18 protein-coding genes are annotated in these 24,635 nt (G+C 38.9%); all 18 read left to right on the forward strand.

The genetic code is table 11. The features are described from left to right. The first annotated feature begins 40 nt into the window (after positions 1-40). The 18 genes from BMW61_RS17175 (at position 41) to rfbH (ending at position 24,616) form a co-directional block, all read left to right on the forward strand. Entirely contained in the window at positions 41-1,864 is a 1,824-nt protein-coding gene (locus BMW61_RS17175) for a motility associated factor glycosyltransferase family protein (RefSeq protein WP_091824441.1), read from the forward strand. Between the two features lie 9 nt (positions 1,865-1,873). Next, positions 1,874-3,730: a motility associated factor glycosyltransferase family protein gene (locus BMW61_RS17180; protein ID WP_091824444.1), complete on the forward strand. Its 1,857-nt coding sequence runs from the start codon at positions 1,874-1,876 to the stop codon at positions 3,728-3,730. Beyond that, a complete protein-coding gene (locus tag BMW61_RS17185; RefSeq protein ID WP_091824447.1) occupies positions 3,723-5,570 on the forward strand; it encodes a motility associated factor glycosyltransferase family protein in 1,848 nt (615 codons plus the stop codon). Before BMW61_RS17180 ends, BMW61_RS17185 begins: the two co-directional genes overlap by 8 nt. Next, positions 5,545-7,122 (forward strand): glycosyltransferase, encoded by a 1,578-nt coding sequence (locus BMW61_RS17190; RefSeq protein ID WP_091824449.1) that lies wholly within the window; start codon positions 5,545-5,547, stop codon positions 7,120-7,122. Before BMW61_RS17185 ends, BMW61_RS17190 begins: the two co-directional genes overlap by 26 nt. Further along, positions 7,112-8,863 (forward strand): glycosyltransferase family 2 protein, encoded by a 1,752-nt coding sequence (locus BMW61_RS17195; RefSeq protein ID WP_091824452.1) that lies wholly within the window; start codon positions 7,112-7,114, stop codon positions 8,861-8,863. Before BMW61_RS17190 ends, BMW61_RS17195 begins: the two co-directional genes overlap by 11 nt. A gap of 43 nt (positions 8,864-8,906) precedes the next feature. Beyond that, a complete protein-coding gene (locus BMW61_RS17200; RefSeq protein WP_091824454.1) occupies positions 8,907-10,430 on the forward strand; it encodes an N-acetylneuraminate synthase family protein in 1,524 nt (507 codons plus the stop codon). Between the two features lie 10 nt (positions 10,431-10,440). Next, entirely contained in the window at positions 10,441-12,012 is a 1,572-nt protein-coding gene (locus tag BMW61_RS17205) for a glycosyltransferase (protein WP_091824456.1), read from the forward strand. A 49-nt stretch (positions 12,013-12,061) separates the two neighbouring features. Further along, positions 12,062-13,141: a radical SAM/SPASM domain-containing protein gene (locus BMW61_RS17210; RefSeq protein ID WP_091824459.1), complete on the forward strand. Its 1,080-nt coding sequence runs from the start codon at positions 12,062-12,064 to the stop codon at positions 13,139-13,141. A 9-nt stretch (positions 13,142-13,150) separates the two neighbouring features. Further along, a complete protein-coding gene (locus BMW61_RS17215) occupies positions 13,151-14,947 on the forward strand; it encodes a B12-binding domain-containing radical SAM protein (RefSeq protein WP_091824461.1) in 1,797 nt (598 codons plus the stop codon). Between the two features lie 82 nt (positions 14,948-15,029). Then, positions 15,030-16,184, forward strand: a complete 1,155-nt coding sequence (locus BMW61_RS17220) for a class I SAM-dependent methyltransferase (RefSeq protein WP_091824463.1) — start codon at positions 15,030-15,032, stop codon at positions 16,182-16,184. Then, complete coding sequence (locus tag BMW61_RS17225) at positions 16,181-17,158, forward strand: NAD-dependent epimerase/dehydratase family protein (RefSeq protein WP_091824466.1); 978 nt, start codon at positions 16,181-16,183, stop codon at positions 17,156-17,158. Before BMW61_RS17220 ends, BMW61_RS17225 begins: the two co-directional genes overlap by 4 nt. A gap of 166 nt (positions 17,159-17,324) precedes the next feature. Then, positions 17,325-17,663, forward strand: coding sequence for a helix-turn-helix transcriptional regulator (locus tag BMW61_RS17230; protein ID WP_091824469.1), 339 nt, complete (start codon positions 17,325-17,327; stop codon positions 17,661-17,663). Then, entirely contained in the window at positions 17,663-18,436 is a 774-nt protein-coding gene (locus BMW61_RS17235; RefSeq protein ID WP_091824471.1) for an ImmA/IrrE family metallo-endopeptidase, read from the forward strand. Before BMW61_RS17230 ends, BMW61_RS17235 begins: the two co-directional genes overlap by 1 nt. A 38-nt stretch (positions 18,437-18,474) precedes the next feature. Continuing rightward, complete coding sequence (locus BMW61_RS17240) at positions 18,475-18,717, forward strand: hypothetical protein (protein WP_091824474.1); 243 nt, start codon at positions 18,475-18,477, stop codon at positions 18,715-18,717. 33 nt (positions 18,718-18,750) lie between these two features. After that, positions 18,751-20,544 carry a thiamine pyrophosphate-binding protein gene (locus BMW61_RS17245; RefSeq protein WP_091824477.1) on the forward strand — a complete coding sequence of 598 codons (1,794 nt, stop codon included), beginning with the start codon at positions 18,751-18,753 and terminating at the stop codon, positions 20,542-20,544. A gap of 333 nt (positions 20,545-20,877) precedes the next feature. After that, the gene (locus BMW61_RS17250; protein WP_091824480.1) at positions 20,878-22,302 is read left to right on the forward strand and encodes a flagellin N-terminal helical domain-containing protein; all 1,425 of its coding nucleotides are present in this window, start codon (positions 20,878-20,880) and stop codon (positions 22,300-22,302) included. 168 nt (positions 22,303-22,470) lie between these two features. Continuing rightward, a complete protein-coding gene (rfbF, locus tag BMW61_RS17255; RefSeq protein WP_091824483.1) occupies positions 22,471-23,289 on the forward strand; it encodes a glucose-1-phosphate cytidylyltransferase in 819 nt (272 codons plus the stop codon). Continuing rightward, the gene (gene rfbH / locus BMW61_RS17260; protein WP_442857298.1) at positions 23,282-24,616 is read left to right on the forward strand and encodes a lipopolysaccharide biosynthesis protein RfbH; all 1,335 of its coding nucleotides are present in this window, start codon (positions 23,282-23,284) and stop codon (positions 24,614-24,616) included. The genes rfbF and rfbH overlap by 8 nt, the downstream gene beginning before the upstream one ends. The last annotated feature ends 19 nt before the right edge of the window (positions 24,617-24,635 follow it).

Consider the following 24,635-nt stretch of genomic DNA (forward strand, 5'->3'; position numbering starts at 1 on the left):
ACCTAAATTGTTTGACAATTCATACTTAAGGTAACTTATTATGGCTTTTGAGGGGAGCACTATTAGTAAATTACAGAAGGATGAAGTACTTAGAGAACGTAATTTTTCTGCTTTTGCGTCCAGATATGGAGTAAGGCCTGTTATTGATGCAGCTGAAGACTCCAGGTATGCTATGGGGGAGGCAAAAAACGGTGAGCCTGTACTTTATATTATCGGTGCAGCCGGAGGGGCATCATTACGACTAAACAGTAGCTATGATCCTTCATATGAATCGAAAAAGCTTGCTGAAAAGCTGGAAGTTCCAACAAGAAGGACTACTGTTGCTCTGTTGGGTTTTTCTAATGGAGTATACTTATGTACTCTTATTGAGAGATATAGACCAGATACAATGTTTTTTGTCTATGAGCCGGAAGAATCATTGTTTTCTTTCGTCTGCGCATTTATTGATCTTACTGATATCATATTGCACAATCGTGTAAATTTATTCATAAATGAAAATCAACATAAAGTAATGGCTGATGCCATGATAAGAGACTTGGCGACATATAAGCCGGAGACAATTTCCGTAGTAACACCTTTTTATTCTGAAAATGAAGAGTATAAGCATATTTGTCATGAACTTGAAGCCATAATGGCTTCAGCGAATGATTTTCAAAAAGGTCGGGCAAGAAATGCGCTGCTTTGCAGAATGTATGCCTGGAATCATGTTCAAAACAATATGCTGATAACAGAATTAAAGGACAAATTACCTGAGGATATACCGGCAATAATAGTATCTGCAGGGCCATCACTTAATAAAAATGTGGATGTACTTAAAGAAATTAAGGGACATGCATTAATTATGTGTACCGACAGAGCTCTTAGCGTTCTGGATAAGCACGGAATCGTGCCTGATGTAATTGTCACTATGGATGCAGAAAAAAGTCCAGATTACCTAAAGGCTGAAATAGCGAGAAAAGCATATCTTTTATGTTCGTATCAAACCAATTCAGAGACACAGAAACTATTTGATGGTAGATGTATATATTTTCATACACTTGCATATGAGCAGGAACTTATAGGAAAAAAAGCGGGAGAAAGCGTTCCTGATATGGGAGGCAATGTAGCCGGTGGCAGTTTTATTATATGTGAGATGCTGGGAATTAAGAAAATAATACTTATTGGCCAGGATCTGGCATTTACGGATGGAAGACATCATGCTGATGATATCGAAGACGGAAATCCCAATATTGTCAGAAGAATGGTACCCGGGATTGATGGCAGTATGGTTGAGACAAATGAAATGTGGATATCTTTCAGGGACTTTTTCGAGAGACAGATAGGGTTAAATCCTGATATCACCGTAATAGATGCAACCGAGGGAGGCGCTAGAATCGAAGGTACTGAGATAATGTCTCTGAAGGCTGTGTCAGAGCTTCTTTCCGACAAAGAATTCGATGTACAAGGCATGTTCCATGATTTGACAAAGGCTCAAACAGATGATGAGCACAATAAGAGCGAAGATATTATACATGGTTGGATAGATGATCTTGGCATGATAGAGAGGAATGCTAAAGAACTGACTGACATATGTGCTCAGCTTCTGAAAGCGGCGAAATATCATGATATAAATGAACCGAGATATTCAAAAAAGAAAAAAAGACTTAGCGATTTGAAGCTTCAGATTCATAGAAGCATGGTGTATTCATTATTAGAGGATTTCTGGATTGAAGATCAGTACAGTATACCGGATATGGTTTTGTTTATGAGAAATAATGAAGAAGCCATTCCTGTATTAGAGTCATCAAGGAATTTTTACGAGAAGCTTCCCGAGGATTGTGTAAGCTTAAAAGAAAGCCTGATTGAATCCACGAAAAATTTGTGAGGCATAAATATGGAAAATGTTGGTGGAAATACAATAGCAAAGAATGAAGAACTAAGACAAAAGAATCTTTCTCTATTTAAGCAACAATATGATCAGGAAATAACAATCGATCCTGATGAAGATAAAAAGTACCGCATGGAAAGAGCTGAGAATGGAGAGGCTGTTCTCTATATAAGAGGGGTACTTAATGGGAGAGACTTGAGGCTTAATAGCATATATAACCCGTCATATGAGGCAGAGCGATGGGCTGATAAGCAGAATATTAAGAATCGCAGGACAACAATTATTCTTTTGGGATTCTCCACAGGAGTGTTTTTACAAGCTTTAATGAAGAAATTACGACCGGATACGGTATTTTTTATTTTAGAGCCGGAGGAGGGACTTTTTGCTTTTGTCAGTGCATTTGTTGATTTGAGCCAATTTATATCTGAAAAGAGGATTCATTTTGCGGTTACGGAAAAGCAAAAGGATTACCTTTCGGACGATATGATACATGACATGGCAACTTTCAGACCCGAGGCAAAAGGCATAATAACCCCGTTTTATTCAAGTAACGAAAAGTATGAAAATCTCTGTGAAGAACTAGAGATAATGATGGATTCTACCAATAATTATCAGAAAGACAGGGGGAGAAATGCCCTAAGATGCAGGATGTATGCCTGGAATCATATGAGAAATGCGTATATTTTGGCTGATCTCAGAGACAGGATTCCCAAGGATATCCCTGTGATTATAGTTGCTGCCGGACCATCTCTTCACAAAAATGTTGAAGTGCTGCGAAAGATAAAAGGGCATGCATTTATATTATGTACAGACAGGGCGCTTATCGTTCTTGATCAGTATGATATTGTGCCGGATGCAGTTATTTCTCTTGATGCTGAGAAGAGTCCCGATTTCATGAGGGTCAAGGTTGCTGAGAATATCCCTGTTATCTGTTCCTATCAGCTTAATATTGAGAGTCAAAAACTCTTTTATGACAGGAGAATTTTTTACCATGCTCTAACATACGAGTATCATCTTATAGGAGAAAAGGTTGAGGCGCAAAATGGTCTTGACCAAGGAGGGAATGTAGCAGGAGGGGCGTTTACAGTTTGCGATTTCCTGGGAATAAAGACGGTAGTACTTATCGGACAGGATCTTGCTTTTCTTGACGGCAGGCATCATGCTGATGCCAGAAGCGATGGAACACCTAAACTTGATGTCAGAGAAATTATGGGGATTGATGGGAAAATGGTTCAAAGTAATGATATGTGGATTGGTTTTCGGAATTTCTTTGAACGCCAGATTGCTATTCACCCCGAAATGCGTGTTATCGATGCAACAGAAGGAGGTGCTCTTATTGCAGGAACAGAAATAATGACACTCGAAGAAGTTGCGGATAAGGTATGTACTAAGTCCTATGACTTAAAGGAAATATTTGATAATCTTCCATTCGCTGAAAATGATGAAGATTATTTGACTACTGTGAAAGAAGAGGAAAAATGGCTTGACGATCTTGATATGATAGCAAGAAATTCCGAAGAATTAGCCCTTTTGAGCAGGCAATTATTGAGGATAAGTAAATATCAGGATATTACAGATTCTAAGAACAATAAAAAGCTTAAGAAGATGGATGAGTTGCGAACAGAAATATATAGTACATTGGTCAATACATGCATGGAAGAATTCTGGATAGAAGATTTGTATTCTATTCCGGATTACACTTTCATGATACGTAACAATGAAGAAGCAGAAGAGGTTTTTGAGGCAGCCACTAAATTCTTCGAGCATTTTCCTGAAGATTGTATGAGTTTAAAACGTGAATTGCAGGAGGCAATTGATGTAGGAAAAGCGGATTGGGAGAAGGAAAAAGCAGAGCATGCATGAAGATGATACGCTAAATCAGAATGAGGAACTTAGGCAGAAGAATTTTGCTGCTTATGAATCCAGGTATGGAGTGCATTTATATGCCGGTTCTGATGAGAGTGAAAAATATCATATTAGAAAATCCAAAGATGGAGAGTTGGTAATATACAGGCGTGTCAATGAAGATAGATACGTCAGGATGAACAGCCAGTATAGCCCATCGTATGAAGCAAAGAAGTGGGAGGAAGGAATTGCTTATTCGCATAAAAGAACTTCTGTTGCGCTATATGGATTTTCGACAGGTATATTTTTGAATGTACTAAGAAAGAAGTTCCGATCTGACACACATTTTTTTGTATATGAACTATTTACGGATCTGTTTACATGCGTTTGCGCATATATAGATCTGACGGAAATAATATTGGATTCAAACGTATGTATATATATTACTGATGATCAAAAAGACGACTACTTTAATGATATACAAAACGACATATTCCAGTTTAATTCTGAACTGATGGATATTATTACACCTTCGTATCCTATAGATCAGGTATTTGAGAATACTTGTTATACATTAAAAGAAAACAGGAATACGGCTAAGAATTATATCAGGAAAGTAGGGAGAACTGCATTAAAAGCAAGGCTCTATGCATGGAATCATATGAAATTCGGATATCTTTTTCCGGATTTTGTAAAAATTTTACCGGAGGGAATACCGGCTGTAATTGTTTCTGCGGGACCATCGCTTGAAAAGAATGTTGAGGAATTAAAAAGGATAAAAGGTCATGCACTTATTATATGCACAGACAGAGCGGTAGGGGTGCTGGATAAACACAATATAGTGCCTGACTTAATAGTGTCTGTGGATGCAATAAAGAGTGTGGATTTTTTGAAATATCACATTGCTGAAAATGTCCCGCTGCTTGCGTCATATCAGGTAAGCATTGATGCACAGAAGCTGTTCAAGAATAGGATTATATATTTCCAGGGATTGGTATACGAGTATGGACTTATCGGAGAACAATCCGGAGCAACGGTCAGTGGTATAGACTATGGCGGAAACGTTGCCGGAGCTGCATTCTGTGCATGCATGGAGATGGGAATCAGGACCATAGTGCTTATTGGACAGGATTTGGCATATCTGGACGGAAGACATCATGCTGACAGTGAGAACGGTGATGAAAAGGATATGGACATACGAATGGTCCCCGGAATAGATGGCAGAGATGTTTCTACAAATGATATGTGGATAAGCTTTAAGATTTTTTTTGAAGAGGAGATAAGAAAGCATCCGGAAATAAGAGTGATAGATGCGACGGAAGGTGGAGCTCTTATTAAAGGGACAGAGATAAAAAAACTTAAGGTGATAGCGGACGAGTTTATTACCAATGCGTTTCAGTTAGAAAACGGTATCAAAAAGATAAAAAAGGCACAGAGCCATGAAGAATATCTAAAGACCAGAAGTATGCTGGAGGTATGGCTTAAGGTTTTGGATATTTTCGTCACTAACGCTGAAGAAATAGTTGATATATGCAAGGTGGTTTTGGAATCGTGTGAAAATTCAGACATAAGTGACACCTGCAATCAAAAGCTTTTAAAGCATTTATCGGAATTAAGAGAAAATATCTATTCTTCGGTTGTGAATTTCATGATGGAAGAGTTCTGGATTCAGAATATAGACATGATACCGGAACACGATTTTATTTATGTAAATAACGGTGATGCAATAGCAAGTATTAGAATGATAAAGGATTATTTTATTCATTTTCAGGATGACTGTATTACTTTGAAGGAAGCAATAGAACTCTCCATACAGCAAGGGAATATCGATAATGACGAAAGAAGAGAAACTATTTAACACAATATTACTTTTGTTTGAAACCGGAGAGGTTGATATTTCCGACATGCTTAAGATTGGATGGGATATAGTTGAAGGAAAATACGATGACTATGACCTGTTGTATGTTAGAGATGAGCTTAATGAGAGTATAGGGAAAGCATTATTATCACCGGGGACTAACGCACTGATCAAAGTGGCATATATTCAACTTCTGGCGCTTTTGGATCCATCGCCGGATAGCATGATTAAGTTACTTCAGGGTATTCGACAGGGAGATTTTGATAAAGGAATCCAATATAATCTGTGGTGTCAGTGCAGGGCAATGATTTTTTATATGCCGGTGTTTTCATCTAAAGAAGTGACAAGACTATATCTGGATATCTATTTGGAAATTGTTGATAAGTATAGAAAAGGATTGGAAATCAGTCTTGATAGGATACCTTATGATGAGAGGAATCAAAATTTAGCTGTTGTAATAACTTCGCAATACACCGATATGGGACATGGACCGACAAAAAGCTGCTTTTACAGGGCAAAGGCACTTAAGCAAATAGGGAAAAAAGATGTGCTTATTATCAATACCAATGATTTGCTGCCGTATATGCCGTATTTACCACTGTTCTGGAAGGTGAGACAGGGCGTTAATACAGAACTGAACAATGCGAATTTCGTTGGTGACGATGAAGTAAGGATAGATTATTTCCAGCTGGAAGAAAAAGATCAGATGGATAATAATTCACTGGCTACCATAATTGAGACGGTTCAGGAATTAAGGCCATCTTTCATTGTTAATATTGGTGGATTCAATATTGCAGCCAGTTTGCTGAACGATGTTATCTCAGTATTGCTTGTGGGAATGGCTCCGGGGCAACTTCAATATGATGGCACGGATTATTTTACGTGTTCATTGAAAGAAACTGAGGATTTGTATAGCTTAATGGAATATGTGGGAGCAAAGAAAGAATCACTAATTTCCTCTGTTTTTACGTCTGATTTAAAGAAACAAGTAGAAACACATACAAGAGCTGAATACGGAATACCCATTGACGGGTTTGTTGCATGTATTATAGGGGCCAGGTTGGATGTTGACGTTGATAATGAATTTGCCAATCTATTGAATTCGATTGAGGATGTTTTTTATATATTTATTGGCAAATTTGAGAAATATGACGATATATGTTTTAAGTATCGCAATTTGGCAGAGAATAGTCTAAGTGTCGGAAGCGTGAGTGATACTCTTTCATATATAGAGCTATGCGATATATATATAAATCCCAAGAGATTAGGAGGGGGTACATCATCCGTTGAAGCGATGTCCAAAGGTGTAGTGCCGGTCTCTCTTACCTATGGTGATGTTTATTACAATATCGGCGAAGAGTTCTCTCTTCGGGATGATGCAGGCTTGCTGGAGAGAATAGGAAAATTGAAAAGCGACAAAGATTATTACGCGGAAATGTCAATAAAGGCGAAGAAACGTGCAGAGTATCTATGCGATACGAAACATCGGTTTATGGACACTATCAGCGAGCTTGAAAATAGATTGAGGAATAACAAAGAAAATGTCTGTTGAGAATATTTTACAATATGCTTTTGATAAATTTGATGAGGGTAACTATGATGAGGCGATGAAGGCGTTTGTCGCTGCACATGTTGCTTCTGATAATCCTGGGCAAAAAGCAGATATTTTCGGAGTGGTATACGAAAACTTTATACATCCAAATGAAGAGGAGTTCAGAGAGGCTTATTACGAAAATATAAACACACTGACAGAGAAGGGAATATTGAAGGATACAGAATTACCGGGCTATGATGAGTGCTCACTTATGATGGTACCGGTATCCGATACGCTCTATTATATTTGGAATAAAGCTGAGAACAGATTCTACAGTGGACACCATTACGATTTCTCTGTAAAGGTGACTGAAAATGTGTATAGGTCTATTGACTCAATAATAATTGATGATTTTTCAGATTTGAAGATGATTCTAGATGAAACTTCAAAGCAGCTATACAGGCAGGAATACATAATTCTGGATAATATCCGCGCTAAGTGTGAGTTTTTTTCATTCATGATGATCCCAAAGGTGGCAGAGCAAATTGATCAGGCTACATGTATATTCCTGGATAGGAAGAAGTTTCTGGATTATTTATATGAGACCGGAAATTACATCCCACGCACAATAAAAACAGCTTCAAACTATGATTACGCAAAAGAAATGTCAGATCTTCATATCAGGCGTATTTCTGAAGATAAGAAGAGAACACCATTTGTAGCCATAACAATGCCGACCTTTAACCGTGGTAAAAAGGCTCTCGAAAATGTAAAGAGGCTGCAAGCACTCCTATACGATGAAGAAGTAGCATTTGTAATATGCAATAATTCATCGACGGAAGAGACTGAATACTACGATGAAATAGAGAAATTATCCCATTCGGATTCAAGGATTAAGTATTTTATAAAACCATCGAAATGTTTCATGGATAGTGCGGAAAATGTATTCCGCTTTAATGAGGCGAAATATACATTGTTTTGCAGTGATGAGGATTTCATCATCGGCGAAAACTTTGGATATGCTTTGGAAGAATTGAACAGACGTCCTCAATTTGGAGTTTACTGTTTCGGCGTGCGAGGCGAGAACTATTATCTTGATGATAAGCCAATTGAAAAACCGCCGGGTTCGTTTGGGTTACAGGGTGGATTTGGCTGTAACTATATGACCGGAACCTGTATAAAACCGGAAGAAATAGAAAAGAATGATCTGATAAATAGATATTCAAAATATAGAGAGAATAATGAGTACTATTATCATTATACTCATTGCGTGTACCTGGCATATCTTGCACATAAGGGTGGGTTATGGAGTCCCAATATACCTCTCTTTTATGACTCTGTCGGTAATGATCTTGAAAAGGAAGAGACTGATGATGAAGTTCGTGAGCATATACGTGTTGAAGGGCGCATAAAAGAATCTGATGGACAGGTCGAGATACTACAGGATATGGATGCAAATAAAGATGAAGCACTGGATTGTGTTTTGGGGATAATGATTAACCTATATATGCGGGTAAGAGTTGCCTACGGATTCTATTATAAGGGGATGAGTAAACTACATTCATGGGATGAAGTATGTGAAATAATTGATAACTATTTTTACGCTCTTCTAAAAAGGCTTGGTAGTAGCACCTTTTTTGATAATGAGGATTTGGTAGCATTATATATTAACTATGAAAAGCGCAAAGAGAATGAGCATAATGACATACCGGTAGATTACAGAGACGTTATGAAAGAGTATAAGGGGTTACAAGGGTAGTGACTTTGTTTAACATGAATTTTATTGGAAGAATGGAGGGATTATGAGTATAAGACCACTATTTGTATTTGAGATGGCAAACAACCATCAGGGAAGTGTTGAGCATGGAAAACGTATCATTAGAGAGATAAAGGAAGTATGTACCGATTTTCCTGAGTTTGATTATGGATTCAAATTTCAGTATAGGGATCTTGATACCTTTATTCATCCGGATTTCAAGGACAGATTCGACATAAAGAATATAAAAAGATTTCAGGAAACAAAGCTTTCTCAGGAACAGTTTGCTGAGCTCTTAAAAGAGCTTCGGGACTGCGGTTTTAAAGCAATATGTACGCCTTTTGATGAGGTGTCGGTGGACAGAGTTGATGACCAGGGCTATGACTATATTAAAATTGCCAGTTGTTCATTTACTGACTGGCCTCTTCTTGAAAAGATTGCATCAAAGAATAAACCCGTAATAGCTTCCGGTGCCGGGAGTACTATGGATGAAGTATGCAGAGTGGTTAGCTTCTTTACTAACCGCAATATTGATTTTTCACTTATGCATTGTGTCGCAGAATATCCTACGACTAATGCACATCTTCAATTGAATCAGATAGATTTTTATAAAAAATCATTTCCAAATATCAGGATTGGCTTTTCCACACATGAAGCACCCGATAATACTATGCCTATTCGGCTTGCCATAGCAAAGGGTGCAAGAATATTTGAAAAACACGTCGGAGTACCGACCGATACCATAACACTTAACGGATATTCGGCAAATCCACAGCAGATCAGGGCTTGGCTTGAAGCCGCGAGAGAGGCTTATGAGATATGCGGAATAGAGGGTGAAAGATATCCGTCTACAGAGAAAGAGCAGGCAGATCTTGCAGCTCTTAGACGAGGAGTATTTGCTAAGAATCAGTTAGAGTCAGGAAATCCTCTTGAACCTAAAGATTATTTCCTTGCATTTCCATGCTGTGAAGGGCAGCTTGTGGCAAGTGATTTATCCAAATACAATAGCATTTCTTTGAAGAACGATGTGAATGAAAAAGCTCCGGTGATGAAAACGGATATTGTAGAAAAGAATACTACAGAGGAACTGTATGGCATCCTAAAAGAACTTACGCAGCTTCTTGCAGATAGTAATGTTGTAGTTCCGGTCGGTAGTGAATGCGAGGTATCACATCATTACGGAATTGAAAAGTTTCATGAGACAGGTGTTGCGATGATAGACTGCGTTAATAGGGAGTACTGCAAAAAGATTTTAGCTGTTCTTCCGGGTCAATCGCATCCGACCCATTACCATGTGCAGAAGGAGGAGACCTTCGTAGTGCTGCATGGTGATCTTGAAATCGTTCTTAATGGAGAAAAGAAGGTTCTTCATAAAGGCGATCTCATGACAGTGGAGAGAAGGGTAAAACATAGTTTTGCGTCTGAGAATGGATGCGTCTTTGAAGAGATATCTTCGACGCACTATGCGAACGATTCCTTCTATGATGAACGGGATAGCTTTGTAAGACCTAGAAAGACGAAGGTTCATTTTACTAAAGATATGGTAAATCTGATAAATAAGTCTGAATGAGGATGTTGCGATGAATGAAGCAGATCTCGCATTGAAAGATAAACTGGAAGGATTCTTTTTATCTGACAAAGTCAATATTTTAGACATGCGGAGAATTGGCCATGGAATAGTAGATGGTTTTTACGAGGGATATGATCTGGTTGGAATTAAAAAAGAAATTGAGCGCGGAGATATTGGAAAGTGTGCGCGAAATGGTGAAATAAACGAATTATTCTGTGCGGCTTTTTATCAACTGATGCTATTACTTGAACCTGATCCGGGAAATATAATCAGATATTTAGATTTTATTAGCAAGGCCAGCCTTGAGATAAAGATAAAATATAATCTTTGGTCAGGCTGTAGGGGGCTTATGTTTCTTCTGCCAACTACATATTCTAATGAATCTTACAAACGGTATTTGGATGTTTATTTGGAGTTGGTTGATGAATATAAACATATGCTGCAGATAGATGATCATCCTATTCCTTATGGTGAGAGGAATAAGAATTTTGTGATTTTTATTACATCTCAGTTTACTGATTTTGCGCATGGTCCGACAAAAAGCTGTTTTTTCAGAGCAAAAGCTATAAAAAAGATTGATGGCAAGGAAGTGATGATAATCAATACCAATGATTTGCTTTCTTCGTCTGCTGAAATACCTTTGTTTTGGAAAAATGAACATAATTCTAATAGTCAACTTGACGAAATGGATTATATTACAGATGAAGAGGTGAGATTACCTTTTTTCCAAGTACAAGCAGGAAGCTCTCTGGATGTTAACAGTATGACAGTTATACTGGAAACAATAAAGGAAATGAAACCGGAATATATTGTCAATATAGGTGGATTTAATATTACAGCCAGTATTGCCAATGATATGGTGTCTGTTTTGCTCGTGGGAATGGCACCGGGGCAACTTCAGTATGATGGAACAGACTATTTTACCTATTCATTGGGAAATCTTGATGAAGCTATAGCATATGCCCGATATCTGGGAGCTAAAGAGGATTCTCTAATACCTTCGGTTTTTACATCAGATTTCAAATTGCAGAGAGAGCATCATACCAGGCAGGAACTTGGAATATCAGAAAACATGACTGTGGCTTGCGTTGTTGGTAGTCGCCTGGATGTGGAAATTGATGAAGAATTTATAGATTTTATATGTGAACTGGAGGACATCTATATTCTATTCATCGGCCGTTTTAGTAAATACGAGTATATATGTGAAAAAAATGAGAGATTTAAAGAGATAAGTAAGAATACCGGCTTTGTAAGTGATACTTTATCATATTTGGATCTATGCGATATATATATAAATCCTCGTAGATTAGGTGGAGGAACATCTTCTGTGGAAGCTATGTCTAAAAGGGTAGTGCCGGTCTCTATGAATTTTGGTGATGTTGCTTACAATATAGGCGATGAGTTTATTCTTGATGATTATGATGGAATGGCTGAGAGAATAGGCACGCTTAGGGATGATAAAGATTATTACAATGAAATGTCCGAAAAGGCTGAAAAGAGAGCACAATATTTATGTGACACGGAGCATAGATTTATAGAAACGGTTCATGAGTTGGAAAGGCGAATTGAGATGACCGAATGATAGTCTTGTTTATGCGGTTTTTAGCAAACCGCAGGATTGTGAGGGGAATATGGCAAGAGAATTATCAGAAAAGGAAATACGGGGCAGAGAATATCTAAAAAAGACAAAGCCGAGAGTTTACGAGAAAGTATCACAATTTGTCGAGAAATATAACCGGGGTGAGAGCATTGCTATTATACAGTTGCAGTACAGGTATATGTGCAATATGCTCTGCGAGCATTGCTCAATAGAGGCATACCAGAAAAATGCGGCAGGAAAGAGAAGTATTACACCGGATGATGTGCGCAGACTTGCGGATCAGGCAGACGAAATGGGGCTTGCAAGATTTGTAATAAGCGGAGGAGAGCCGACAACATTTCCTGACCTAGATGAGCTAGTGGAGGCTATTGGACCTGACAGATTCTTTATAAATAGTGATTCTAATGGATACTTGCTTGCTGAGAAAGCAGAGCATATGAAGAAGATCGGTATCGACAGGATTCAGCTTTCTATCGATAGTTTGAATCCGGAAGAGCATGACGAGTTTCGTAGGAAACCCGGAGCATGGCAGCATGCAATGGACGGGATAAAAGAATGTCAGAGGATAGGTCTGCCTCTTTATATTCAGACTGTGGTCACAAAACAGAGACTTCATTCTGAGGAATTCCAGGAATTTGTAAAATTCTATAATGACATGGGACTTACTGTATTTATTACATTTGCTAAACCCATTGGAGCTTATGAAGGTCACTTTGAGAGCATGATAGATCAGAAGGATCTTGAATTCGAAAGAGAACTGGAGAAAAAGTATAAGCTCTGTACACATCTTACTCCCGGATATGGGCTTGATATGGGATGTATAGGTGTTAAAGGCTTTGTATCAGTGACGCAGTATGGTGATGTGCAGCCATGTCCTTATTTTCATTGCTCGATAGGAAATATACTTGAGACGCCGTTTAAAGAAATCATTCAGCGAGGCATGGAAATCAAGTACTTTGGTGAACACTATGATGAGTGTTTCCTTGCGCAGGATATTCCGTGGGTTAAGAAGTATGTAGCAGGAAAGATATATGGCAAACCGGTACCGGTTCCAAGCGATGAAGTGTTTGGAGATGAGGACATTACAACAAAGCCGTATTGGAAGGGATGAGTGACTTGAATGAATATTCTTCTTGTTATGCCAAGACTTGTTAATCGAATAGGTGAGGGGTATAACTTTCCGCTGGGGATACCCTACGTAAGCGCTGCTATTAAGCAAGCGGGGTTGAACTGTATATGTGCTAATCTTAATCATATCGAAGCAAGTGTAGAGGAAGTAATACAAGAACAAGTAGAAAAAAATGGGATCGATGCTGTGTTCGTGGGTGGGACATCAGGTCAATATTACCCAATCAAGGTTGTAGTAGATGCAGCAAGAAGTATCAAGAAGGATATGTTTATATTATGCGGAGGAGGAATAATTACTGCTGATCCAATTTCTGCTATGAAGGCATTGGAAAATGTTGATGTGGGGGTAATTGGTGAAGGAGAGATTACAGACGTAGAGGTTGCAAAAGCAGTTCGAGACAATATTCCATTGTCAACTATTCCTGGTATTGTTTTTAAAGAGAACGATGAATTTATTATTACACCTCCAAGACCAGAAATAGACGATATTGATGACATACCGTGGCCAGACTATGATGGGTTTGAATTTGAAAAGACCCTTGAAAGTAATGCTGCAGTTGCCGGAGTTAATTCAGTGCGCTCAATCGCTATGCTAGCTAGCAGATCTTGTCCATTTTCTTGTTCGTTTTGCTTTCATACGGTTGGCAGAAAGTATAGACAGCGTAGCTTAGACGGCTTTTTTGAGGAGTTTGATTATAATTATAAAAAATATGGAATTGAATACCTGTTTATAGAAGATGAGTTGTTTACATTTAATAATGATAGAGTCATTGAATTTTGCAAAAGAATTAAGAAATATAACATTCATTGGTGGGCACAACTGCGAGTAGATAGCGTTGACCCCAAGCTTATAGAAATAATGAAGGATGCAGGATGCGACAATTTTGCTCTTGGTTTGGAGAGCGCAGACAATACCGTACTTAAAAGTATGGGAAAGCACATAACTGTAGAGCAAATTGAAGCGACGCTTAGTGCTGTTTATAAGGCCCAGATTTCTTCCGAGGGATCTTTTATTTTTGGTGAAGAATCAGAAACCTATGAAACGGCAATGAATACACTTAATTGGTGGAAAAATCATATTCAGTACAGGGTTACATTAGGAACTATAACTGTATTCCCTGGTTCTAAGCTATATTCTAGTGCTATAAGGAGAGGGATTATTACAGATCCGGTACAGTATTTGAAAGACGGGTGTCCGCAGATTAATGTCACACAGATGAGTGATTCTCAATTTGCGGATATTACTGAAAAAGTAATGAGATGGCCTGTTGAGAATACGGATTCATTTAGCGACGCAAAGGATGTGGTTTTAGATAAGTTATATTCAAGGGTGGATTTTACAGCAAAGTGTAGTAGATGTGGAAAACCTAACCGTTATGAAAAAATAAAGCTATTTATGCATGCACCTTTGTCTTGTCCTCATTGTGGAAAAAAGCATAGTTTTCTTGTGCCGGTTTCCTTGTATGAGAAAATGAATCAGAACGTTGCTGGATTATATGAGAAATATGGCAAGATTGCATTTTGGGGAGTTAATTATCAAACATACAATCTTATTGGTGTAATTAAAAATTTGGAATCAGATTCAGCTGTTTTTGTTGATTCTTCATATATGAAGCAAAAGCTTATTGTTTCTGGAAAACAAATTGAATCGCCAAAAATCATAGAAAAGGAGAACATTACTACTGTTGTTGTATGTATTCCCACGCACTATGCAGAAATAGAGCTTCAAATAAAATATCAATATCCGATGGTTGAGAGAATAATTGATATTGGAGCACTTGTTGAGTAACAGACGAATCAATGAATTGATAGAGAAAATGAAGTCAGTTAAGGCTTAATAAGATAATGCAATAATATAGTAGGGGGAAAACTTGGATAGATGCCGTTGTTGTGGAAAAGAACTACCTGAAAAGAATCTGCTGTTATATAGAAATATGCCAAAGAGTGCACAGTTTTTTCCTACAGAAGAAGAGCTGGAGAATGAAAAAGGTCTGGATATTGTTTTGAAACAATGCCCATATTGTGGACTGGTACAGGCAATAGGTGAGCCTGTGCCATATTTTCGTGATGTCATCAGGGCATCTGGCTTTTCGGATGAAATGATGGAATTTAGGCGAAAACAGTATTCTGAATGGATGGCGGAGAATAACCTTGAAAGTAAGAAAGTGATTGAGATAGGATGTGGAAAGGGTGAGTACATGACTGCTATGGAGACTGCAGGGTGTATCGCCTTTGGACTTGAACATTCAGATGAAAATATTCTTGAAGCAAAAAAAGCAGGACATAATGTAATAAAGGGTTTTATTGAAAATGAAGACTATCGGATTAAGGGGGCTCCATACGATGGCTTTTACATTATGAATTTCCTTGAGCATATTCCGGAGCCGGGTGGTTTTATCCGTGGAATAGCAAATAATCTAAGAGATGGTGCTGTCGGCATCGTTGAAGTTCCTAATTTTGATATGATTTTGGAAGAGTCCTTGTACTCGGAATTCATACAGGATCATGTTTCATATTTTACAAAGGATACTTTGGAAAACATATTGAGGCTTAATGGTTTTGAGGTGCTTACCTGTGAGAGTATATGGTATGGGTATATATTGTCAGCAAAGGTCAGGAAGCGTTCTGATATAGATGTTTTGGCGCTTATTTCCAAAGAAAATGAGATGAATGACAAGATCAGTGGCCTTCTTAAAAGCTGGAGAGCTGAAGGAAAAAAGGTTGCAGCATGGGGGGCAGGTCATCAGGCTCTCGCGAATTTTTCACTGCTTGGAATGTCGGAATATTTGGAGTGCGTGATTGACTCAGCTCCGTTTAAGCAAGGAAAGTATACACCTGCAACTCATTTACCGGTGGTTTCTTCCGATGTGTTGAAAAAGGGAGAAATCGATGTTGTTATTGTTATGGCTGGGGGATATTCTGATGAGATTATGAGAATTATAGAAAGAGAGTATCCGGGAGTTGAGGCAATCACCATTGCAAAAGTGGCAGAAGGTTTTAAAAACGTTGAGAGGAAGCCTTTATGAAGAGAGTGCTGGTAACAGGTGGAACCGGTGTGACGGGGACTGCCGTTGTAAGATATCTTTTGAATAGAGGACTGGAAGTAATAGCTATAGTCAGACCGGGATCCTTCCGTGAAAAGTATCTACCGGTAGCTGATAACCTCCATATAGTACATAAGAACCTTATGGAAATAGGGGCTCTCGCGGATGAGATTAAGCAGTTTGGAAAGATTGATGCTATGTTTCATATCGCATGGGAAGGATCCACTATTGCTGATAAGCAGGGCAGCAGGGACAATATGGAGCTGCAGTCCAGAAATATTGTTTACACAGTTGATGCAGCGAGGCTCTGCCATGAAATAGAATGTCCGGTTTTTATTATGACAGGATCTCAGGCTGAGTATGGGATTTCAAACTGCGATATCAGTGAGGATATGCAGCCTACTCCTAAAAATGGATACGGTAATGCCAAGCTTTGTGCGGAAAACATGACCAGGATAATGTGCAAAGGATATGGAATAAAGCATATTTGTGCAAGGTTGTTTAGTATATATGGTCCATATGATGGAACGAATAGTTTGATAAACACAGGCATTTTAAAACTACTAAAGGGAGAGAGACCACAGTATACCAGCGGAGAGCAGATTTGGAATTATCTCTATTCTTTTGATGCAGCAAAGGCATTGTATCTTCTGGCTGATAGCGCTGAAGACGGAGAAGTTTACAATGTTGCCAGTAAGACACAGCAACCATTAAAGGAATATATAAAGATAATGCATGAGGTAGTGAATCCGAATGTGGAGGTTGTGCTTGGAGAACGAGTTAGTGCTTCAGGAGTAATGCCTGAAATGAGGGCAGATATTTCAAAACTTGAAACGGCAACAGGTTTTACTGAAGAGTATTCTTTTGAGGATGGCATTACTGCTATCAGGGACTGGTGCCTTGAGTCGCAGGAAGAATACGTTGGAAATGTAGAGAATAAAGATTTCTATAAATGATAATTTTCTAGTGCGTAACTATTAGACTTATATAAAATAAAAATGTTGAATTATCAAATGTTAGGTTTTTGTAACATTAAATATTAAAATGTTATAAAATCCTAACATTTTGTATTGACATGTTAATTTGCAATGTTAGAATGTAATCACCAATGGAGGTTGTGTTATGTATAAAAAGCTAGGATTGCGAATAAAAGAACTACGAAGTGCTAAGAAATATACTCAAGAGTATATGGCTTCTGTGCTTTCTATGAGCAGGCAAAAGTATGCCAGAATAGAGAGCGGTGATAGTGGTATTACATTGGATATACTTGCAAAGATAGCAGAACTTTTGGAAATATCAGTGATTGATATTACAAAGGTCTTAGATGAAGAAGAGCCGGTTTCATATAGAACAGGAGATAATAATTCTAAAGCTGAATCCATATTTGAGATGCTGGATTTATTCTATGCAAATAAGCATATGTATAAGAGGCTGCAGATTAAAGATGGAGATAGAGTGTGATGAATGATACATGTAAAAAAAATATAAGAATACATGCTGATGCTGTGAGAGAAAGATGCAGGATTAGTAGGTATGGCATCATTGATTTGTTCAAGGAATGTGATGAGTTTGGTTACAAATTGATAAGATATCCGATAGGAGAGAATTCCAGTCTGGGATTTGCTATGAGTAAGGAGGATGATGTTGTTATATTTACAAATAGTAGTAGCAGATTATCCAGGGAAATCTTTACCTTGGCACATGAGATAGGGCATGTTGTACTTCATTTCAATTCAGATAAAAAATTTGTAGATGATAGTTCAACTATTTTTAGTAGTAGTGAAGATGACAGAGAACAGGAAGCGAATTATTTTGCAGCGTGTCTTTTAATGCCGGAGGATAAAATAAAAAAATACATTGATCTTGAAACAAATATGAATGGTCAAGAGTTGACAGCTATGGATATTGCCAGAATAATGTCGGAGTTTAATGTAAGCTTTGAAATGACGCTCAATCGGTTAGAGAGTTTGGGAATAATCGACATTGATCAAAAGATATGTCTGGATAATACACGAAATGAAATGAGAGTTGGAAATCTGTTAAAGAGTGTCGGAGGAAATTATAAGCTCAATGTAGCCACTAATGAAATCGTAATGCCGCATGAATTTATAGATTATGCCATATACAACTACAATCATAATGCGATTCCTAAAAGTACATTGGAGAAAACACTGTCCTATTATAGGTTGAATATTGATGATGTTGAAGACAGAATAACAGAAAGATTTCAATAAGATGAAGATATAGATGCTCTGATGCAGATGTTTTAATTTTGAGATACTTATCAGGTGAGGCTACTGCGGAGCAAACTATAGATGATTTTGATGATATAGATAGTTGTTCGGAAATGAATTGGTCATTTGGATCTCAAATTAAGAAGTTCATCAGAAGATTTTGGATGGATCCTTATAGAAAGGAAGATAATAAGTGGATTAAGAAATTTGCTGATGACAATAATATAAAGATAAAAGTCAAGCTTACGGAATTAAGTTCTGTTATAAAGCGCGAAAAATAGTGATTAGTATTTTTTTATAATGGGGGATGAGCAATGCGAGTTGCAGATTATGTAATGCAGGAACTTGAAAAGAGAGAAGTGAAGCACATCTTCATGCTTAGTGGTGGTGGCATCATGTACCTGGTGGATGCTCTTGGAAGAAGCAAGATTAAGCATGTGTGTTGTCATCATGAGCAGGCTGCGGCTATAGCTGCTGTGGGCTATGGGATGTATGATGATAGTCTTGGGGTGTGCCTTGTTACTACAGGTCCAGGAGGAACTAACGCGCTTACTGCTGCAGGGGCGGCTTTTGTTGATTCTACGCCGGTGCTCTTTTTGTCAGGACAGGTTAAAACCGCTGATTTTGCATCTCTTCGAGGCGTTCGTCAATTTGGTGCTCAGGAAAATGATATTGTATCCATGGCTAAGCCTGTAACAAAGTATGCTGTTACTGTCATGGATAAGAATGATATAAGGTATGAGATTGAAAAAGCTCTATATCTGGCTACTTCCGGAAGGAAGGGTCCGGTATGGCTCGATATTCCTCTTGATATTCAGAATGCTGATATTGAACCGGAGTGTATACGAGGGTTTGAATTACCGCAAACAGAGAGCAGTATGGTAAGCGACACAGAGGTAGATGACTTTGTAAAAGAAGTAATGCAGGATCTTAAAGAGGCAAAAAGGCCCCTTTTTATACTTGGGCATGGGTGCACTTCAAAAGAATCAAGAGAGCTTTTCCTGAAAATCAATGAAAAATTGAGAATTCCGGTGGTTACAACCTGGAGAGCTCTTGATGTGATGGGTAATTCTGATCCATTATTTTTTGGAAGCCCCGGACTTCAGGCCAGAAGGTATTCGAATATAATTACGCAGGGTGCAGATTTAGTGATTATTCTTGGGACAAGGCTGGATAATATGATCACAGCCTTCAGTGAGAAACATTTTGCTTTTAGGGCCAAGAAGTACATCATTGATATTGATGAAAATGAGATGAGAAAGCTTGATATGCCGGATAAGAATATGCTGGTTTCAAGTACAGAGCAGTTTTTGAAGGCATTGGAGAAGCATATTTCAGATTTGGATATTCCTGATTACAAGAGGTGGATTTCTTTTTGTAGTAATATAAAGGAAAGATTTCCTCTTCAGAATGAGAAACAGCCGAAGGAAAATAGTGGGGTAGATCTATACAAGCTGACACTTTCTTTATCTGATAGGTGTACTGAGAAGGATACCATCGTTGTTTCATCGACGAGCAGGTGTAATACCGCAGGTCATATGGCTTTTAATCATAAGAAGAATCAGCGAACAATTTCGTCAATGGGTTTTGGATCAATGGGATTTGCGTTGCCGTCTGCTGTTGGTGCATACTTTGCATCGAATTGTAACAGGGTAATAATGGTAGAAGGAGATGGAAGCTTGCAACTAAATCTCCAGGAATTCCAGACCATAGTTCATCACAAAATAAATGCGAAGATGTTTATCTTCCATAATGAAGGATATGCGGCAATCTCAACCATGCAGGACAGAAACTTCGACGGATTCCACGTAGGTTGCGACGAGGAAAGCGGTGTATCCATGCCTGATTTATCAAGGATTGCGGACGCGTATGGGATTCATTACTATCTAATACGCAGTAATTCAGAAATAGAAACAGTTTTGGATAGTGTCATGAATGAGGATGGGCCTGTTATATGCGAGTTTATCGGATCTATTTTGTTCGATGAGATTCCTAAATGTATATCCAGTCTTGATGAAAACGGAAAGAGGGTATCAGCGGCCTTGGAAAATCCGTATCCGTTCATTGATGAGGATGAGCTTGATAATATTTATTCTGAGATTCTATGATGATTTTTAATGATTTTATATAAAAAGTGCATATTTTTAGAAAAATAATTCAAAAGCGAAGATGCGCTTAAAATCAGCGTTTCTTCGCTTTTTTTGTATGTTATTTTGGTACAGAATGAAATAAAAAAGCAAAAAAATTCAAAAAAGGGGTTAAGTAAATGAAAATCGGAACGATATATAGAGTGTAAAAACAAATACAAACATCGTCAAGGATGATCGATGTGGGAGCGCACTCAACTTAATAAGTAACTATTATTTTGAATTAAAGTATCAAGCAGCAGGCTCGGACTCTACGGATCAGAGGGAGAGACTGCACCCACATGGAGGTATAATATGGTTATCCAGCATAATTTGACGGCGATGAATTCTAACAGAATGCTTGGCATTACAACAGGCCAGCAGGCTAAATCTTCTGAAAAACTTTCCTCAGGTTATAAGATCAATAGAGCAGCAGACGATGCAGCAGGACTCTCCATAAGTGAGAAAATGCGTAAGCAGATGAGAGGCTTGGACAGAGCATCAACAAACGCTGATGATGGTGTAAGCGCAGTACAGACAGCAGAAGGTGCACTCACAGAAGTACACGATATGCTTCAGAGAATGAACGAGCTTGCAGTACAGGCAGCTAACGGAACAAACAGTAAAGTTGATCGTGATGCGATTCAAAATGAGATTACTCAGCTTACTACAGAAATCGACAGAGTTGCAGAGACAACAAAGTTTAACGAGACCTACCTGCTTAAGGGAGGCACCGGAAACTATAACAAGTACATGAATACTCATGACGCAGGTCTTAATGGTACAGTTGCTGACCTTGGCACATATGGAACATTCACTACATACCTTAAGTCAAGCGATGACATTAAGATTGCAGGCAAAAATTACCACATGTATGACAAGAGTTCAGATACAATCGGTAAGATACAAGGCGCGATTTCTACTGCACTTAATACTGGTTCATCTGTAACTATAAATGGAACAACATATAAAAAAGCGACAAGCACATATGATGGAACAACTAAGGTATTTAAGGTTGGTGATCAGGAATATTCTCTTGAACAGATACAGGCTATGGTAGTCGACGGAGCCCAGGTTAGAACTCCTACCAGCGGTAGTACCAGAGTTGCAGTAGATGCAAATCTTGATAAGAATATAACGGTATCTGTAGCTATACAGAAAATAAATGAGGCTCTTAAGCAGGCAAATCTGATAGGAGTTGATAGTAATAAAGTTAATATGGTTAGTGCAGCGTGTAGGAACCCTCAGGGAGCACAGGTAGCTGGAGCTTCAAATGATGAAAAACAGTATACCTTCAGTATTACAAAGGGAACTGCAAGAGTTGCGAAGGATCTTGGTCTTCAGCTACATGTAGGATCTGATGCAGATATGACAAACAAAATCCTGATGGATGTACAGGTTATGAACGCCGCTAATCTCGGTATTCAGAATCTTACAGTAACAGACAGTCTTGGCATAGCAGCAACATACGCAATCGACGCTATTGAAGACGCACTCAAGATTGTATCAGAACAGAGATCAGAACTTGGTGCTATCCAGAATAGATTAGAGCATACAATCAAGAACCTGGATAACGTAGTAGAGAATACAACAGCAGCAGAATCCAGACTTCGCGATACAAATATGGCAGACGAGATGGTTACCTACAGCAAGAACAACATCCTCGCACAGGCAGGACAGTCCATGCTGGCACAGGCAAACCAGAGTACACAGGGTGTTATGTCACTCCTTCAGGGCTAATACGAAGCCGGATAATCATACAAAAGGATTTACAGTGGCACTCTCCGCAAGGAGGGTGCTACTTTTATGCTTATTTCTTTATTGTTTTTTTATTATTTTCTATCGATATTTCGATTATAATAGAATATATATTAGCTTGTTTTCTAATTTGTTGATGAGGGCAATGAAATGAAGGTAGTATTACTTGCCGGTGGACATGGAACAAGGTTTTCCGAGGAATCCAGCTATAAGCCAAAACCGATGATCGAGGTTGGGGGTATGCCGATCATATGGCACATTATGAAGTTTTACTCTTATTATGGATACAACGAGTTTGTGATCTGTGCCGGCTATAAGCAGCATATCATCAAGAAGTGGTTTGGGGATTATTTTCTTTATACTTCAGATGTTACATTTGATCTGGCAGAGACCTACAGCATTGACTTCCATGACATACATACAGAGCCCTGGAGGGTAACGGTAGTTGATACCGGCCTTAACACGATGACGGGTGGACGACTTAAGAGAATTCAGAAATATATTGGTGATGAGCCGTTCATGATGACCTATGGTGATGGCGTTTGCGATGTAAATATTGAGAACCTGATGGAGTTTCATAAAGGACATGGCAAGATAGCTACGCTTACTTCTGTAATGTTGGATCAGGAAAAGGGGATTCTTGATATAGCGGAGAACAATTCTGTACGCGCGTTTAGAGAGAAGAGAGTAGATGATGCCAAGCCAATTAATGCTGGTTATATGGTGCTTCAGCCCGAAGTTTTCAGATTCATCGATGGTGACAATACTGTATTTGAAAAGGATGTACTTGAAAAACTTGCCGGAATAGGCGAGCTGATGTCCTATAACCACAAGGGTTTCTGGCAATGCATGGACACAAAACGGGAGCACGATGTTCTCGAAGGCATGGTTGCAAGAGGTGAAGCGCCCTGGATGAAGTGGGAAGATACTCATGGCGATTTAAGTTCCGGTGGGAGAGATGATGTCTGATCAGGGAATGATGAAAAAGCAGATACTTGATATGGTATCTGAATATGCAAAAAAATATCATACTAAATCCGATGAATTTCATGAGGGAGACAGGATTCCGTATGCATCCAGGGTTTATGATGAAAATGAGATGGTTAACCTTGTGGATTCTGCATTGGAATTCTGGCTTACTTCCGGAAGATATACGGACGAGTTTGAGAAGAAGCTCTCTGAGTACCTTGGCGTGAAGTTCTGTTCTCTTGTGAATTCCGGATCTTCCGCAAATCTTGCAGCCTTTATGGCGCTGACGTCTCCGCTTCTGGGAGAACGAAGGGTGCGCAGGGGGAATGAAGTCATTACTGTTGCGGCGGGGTTCCCCACAACTGTAGCGCCTATAATTCAATATGGCGCTGTTCCTGTTTTTGTGGATGTAAATATTCCTGAATATAATATCGATGTTTCAAGGCTTGATGAGGCTTTGTCTGAAAAGACGAAGGCCGTAATGATTGCGCATACCTTGGGCAATCCGTTTGATCTTAGCGCGGTTAAGAGCTTTTGCGAAAAGAATAATCTGTGGCTTGTGGAGGATAACTGCGATGCGCTGGGCAGCAGGTATTCCATTGAAGGCAGGATGCGTTTTACAGGCACAATCGGAGACCTTGGAACCTCGAGTTTTTATCCGCCTCATCATATGACAATGGGCGAGGGCGGAGCAGTCTATACTGACAATCCGCTCCTTCATAAAATCGTGAGATCCATGAGAGATTGGGGCCGCGATTGTGTATGTCCTTCCGGCAAGGATAATATGTGCGGACACAGGTTTGACGGGCAATACGGGGAGCTTCCGAAGGGTTACGACCACAAGTATGTCTATTCGCATTTCGGATATAACTTAAAGGCCACGGATCTTCAGGCGGCCATCGGCTGTGCGCAGCTTGAAAAGTTCCCGGGATTTGTGGAGAAGAGGAAGCATAATTTCGAGTATCTGACTAAGCTTCTTGTCGAGGGCGGAGCTGAGGAAAAGCTGATTCTTCCGATTGCTACAAAGAATTCAGATCCCAGCTGGTTCGGCTATCTTATGACCTGCAAAGAGGGCGTGGACAGGAATAAGGTTGTGCAATTTGTTGAGGAGCGCGGCGTTCAGACGAGGATGCTCTTTGCGGGAAATCTCACTAAACATCCGTGTTTTGATGAAATGAGAACAACTGGGGATGGCTATAGAGTTGCCGGTTCTCTTACAAATACAGACAGAATTATGCAGGATAGTTTCTGGGTTGGGCTATATCCAGGAATGACGGATGAGAAGCTGACTTATATGGCGAAGGTGATACTTCAGGCTGTTTTATGAGTTGAAGATGTTAGGACGT

The sequence above is a fragment of the Butyrivibrio sp. ob235 genome, assembly GCF_900109475.1.
Taxonomy (GTDB): Bacteria; Bacillota; Clostridia; order Lachnospirales; family Lachnospiraceae; genus Butyrivibrio.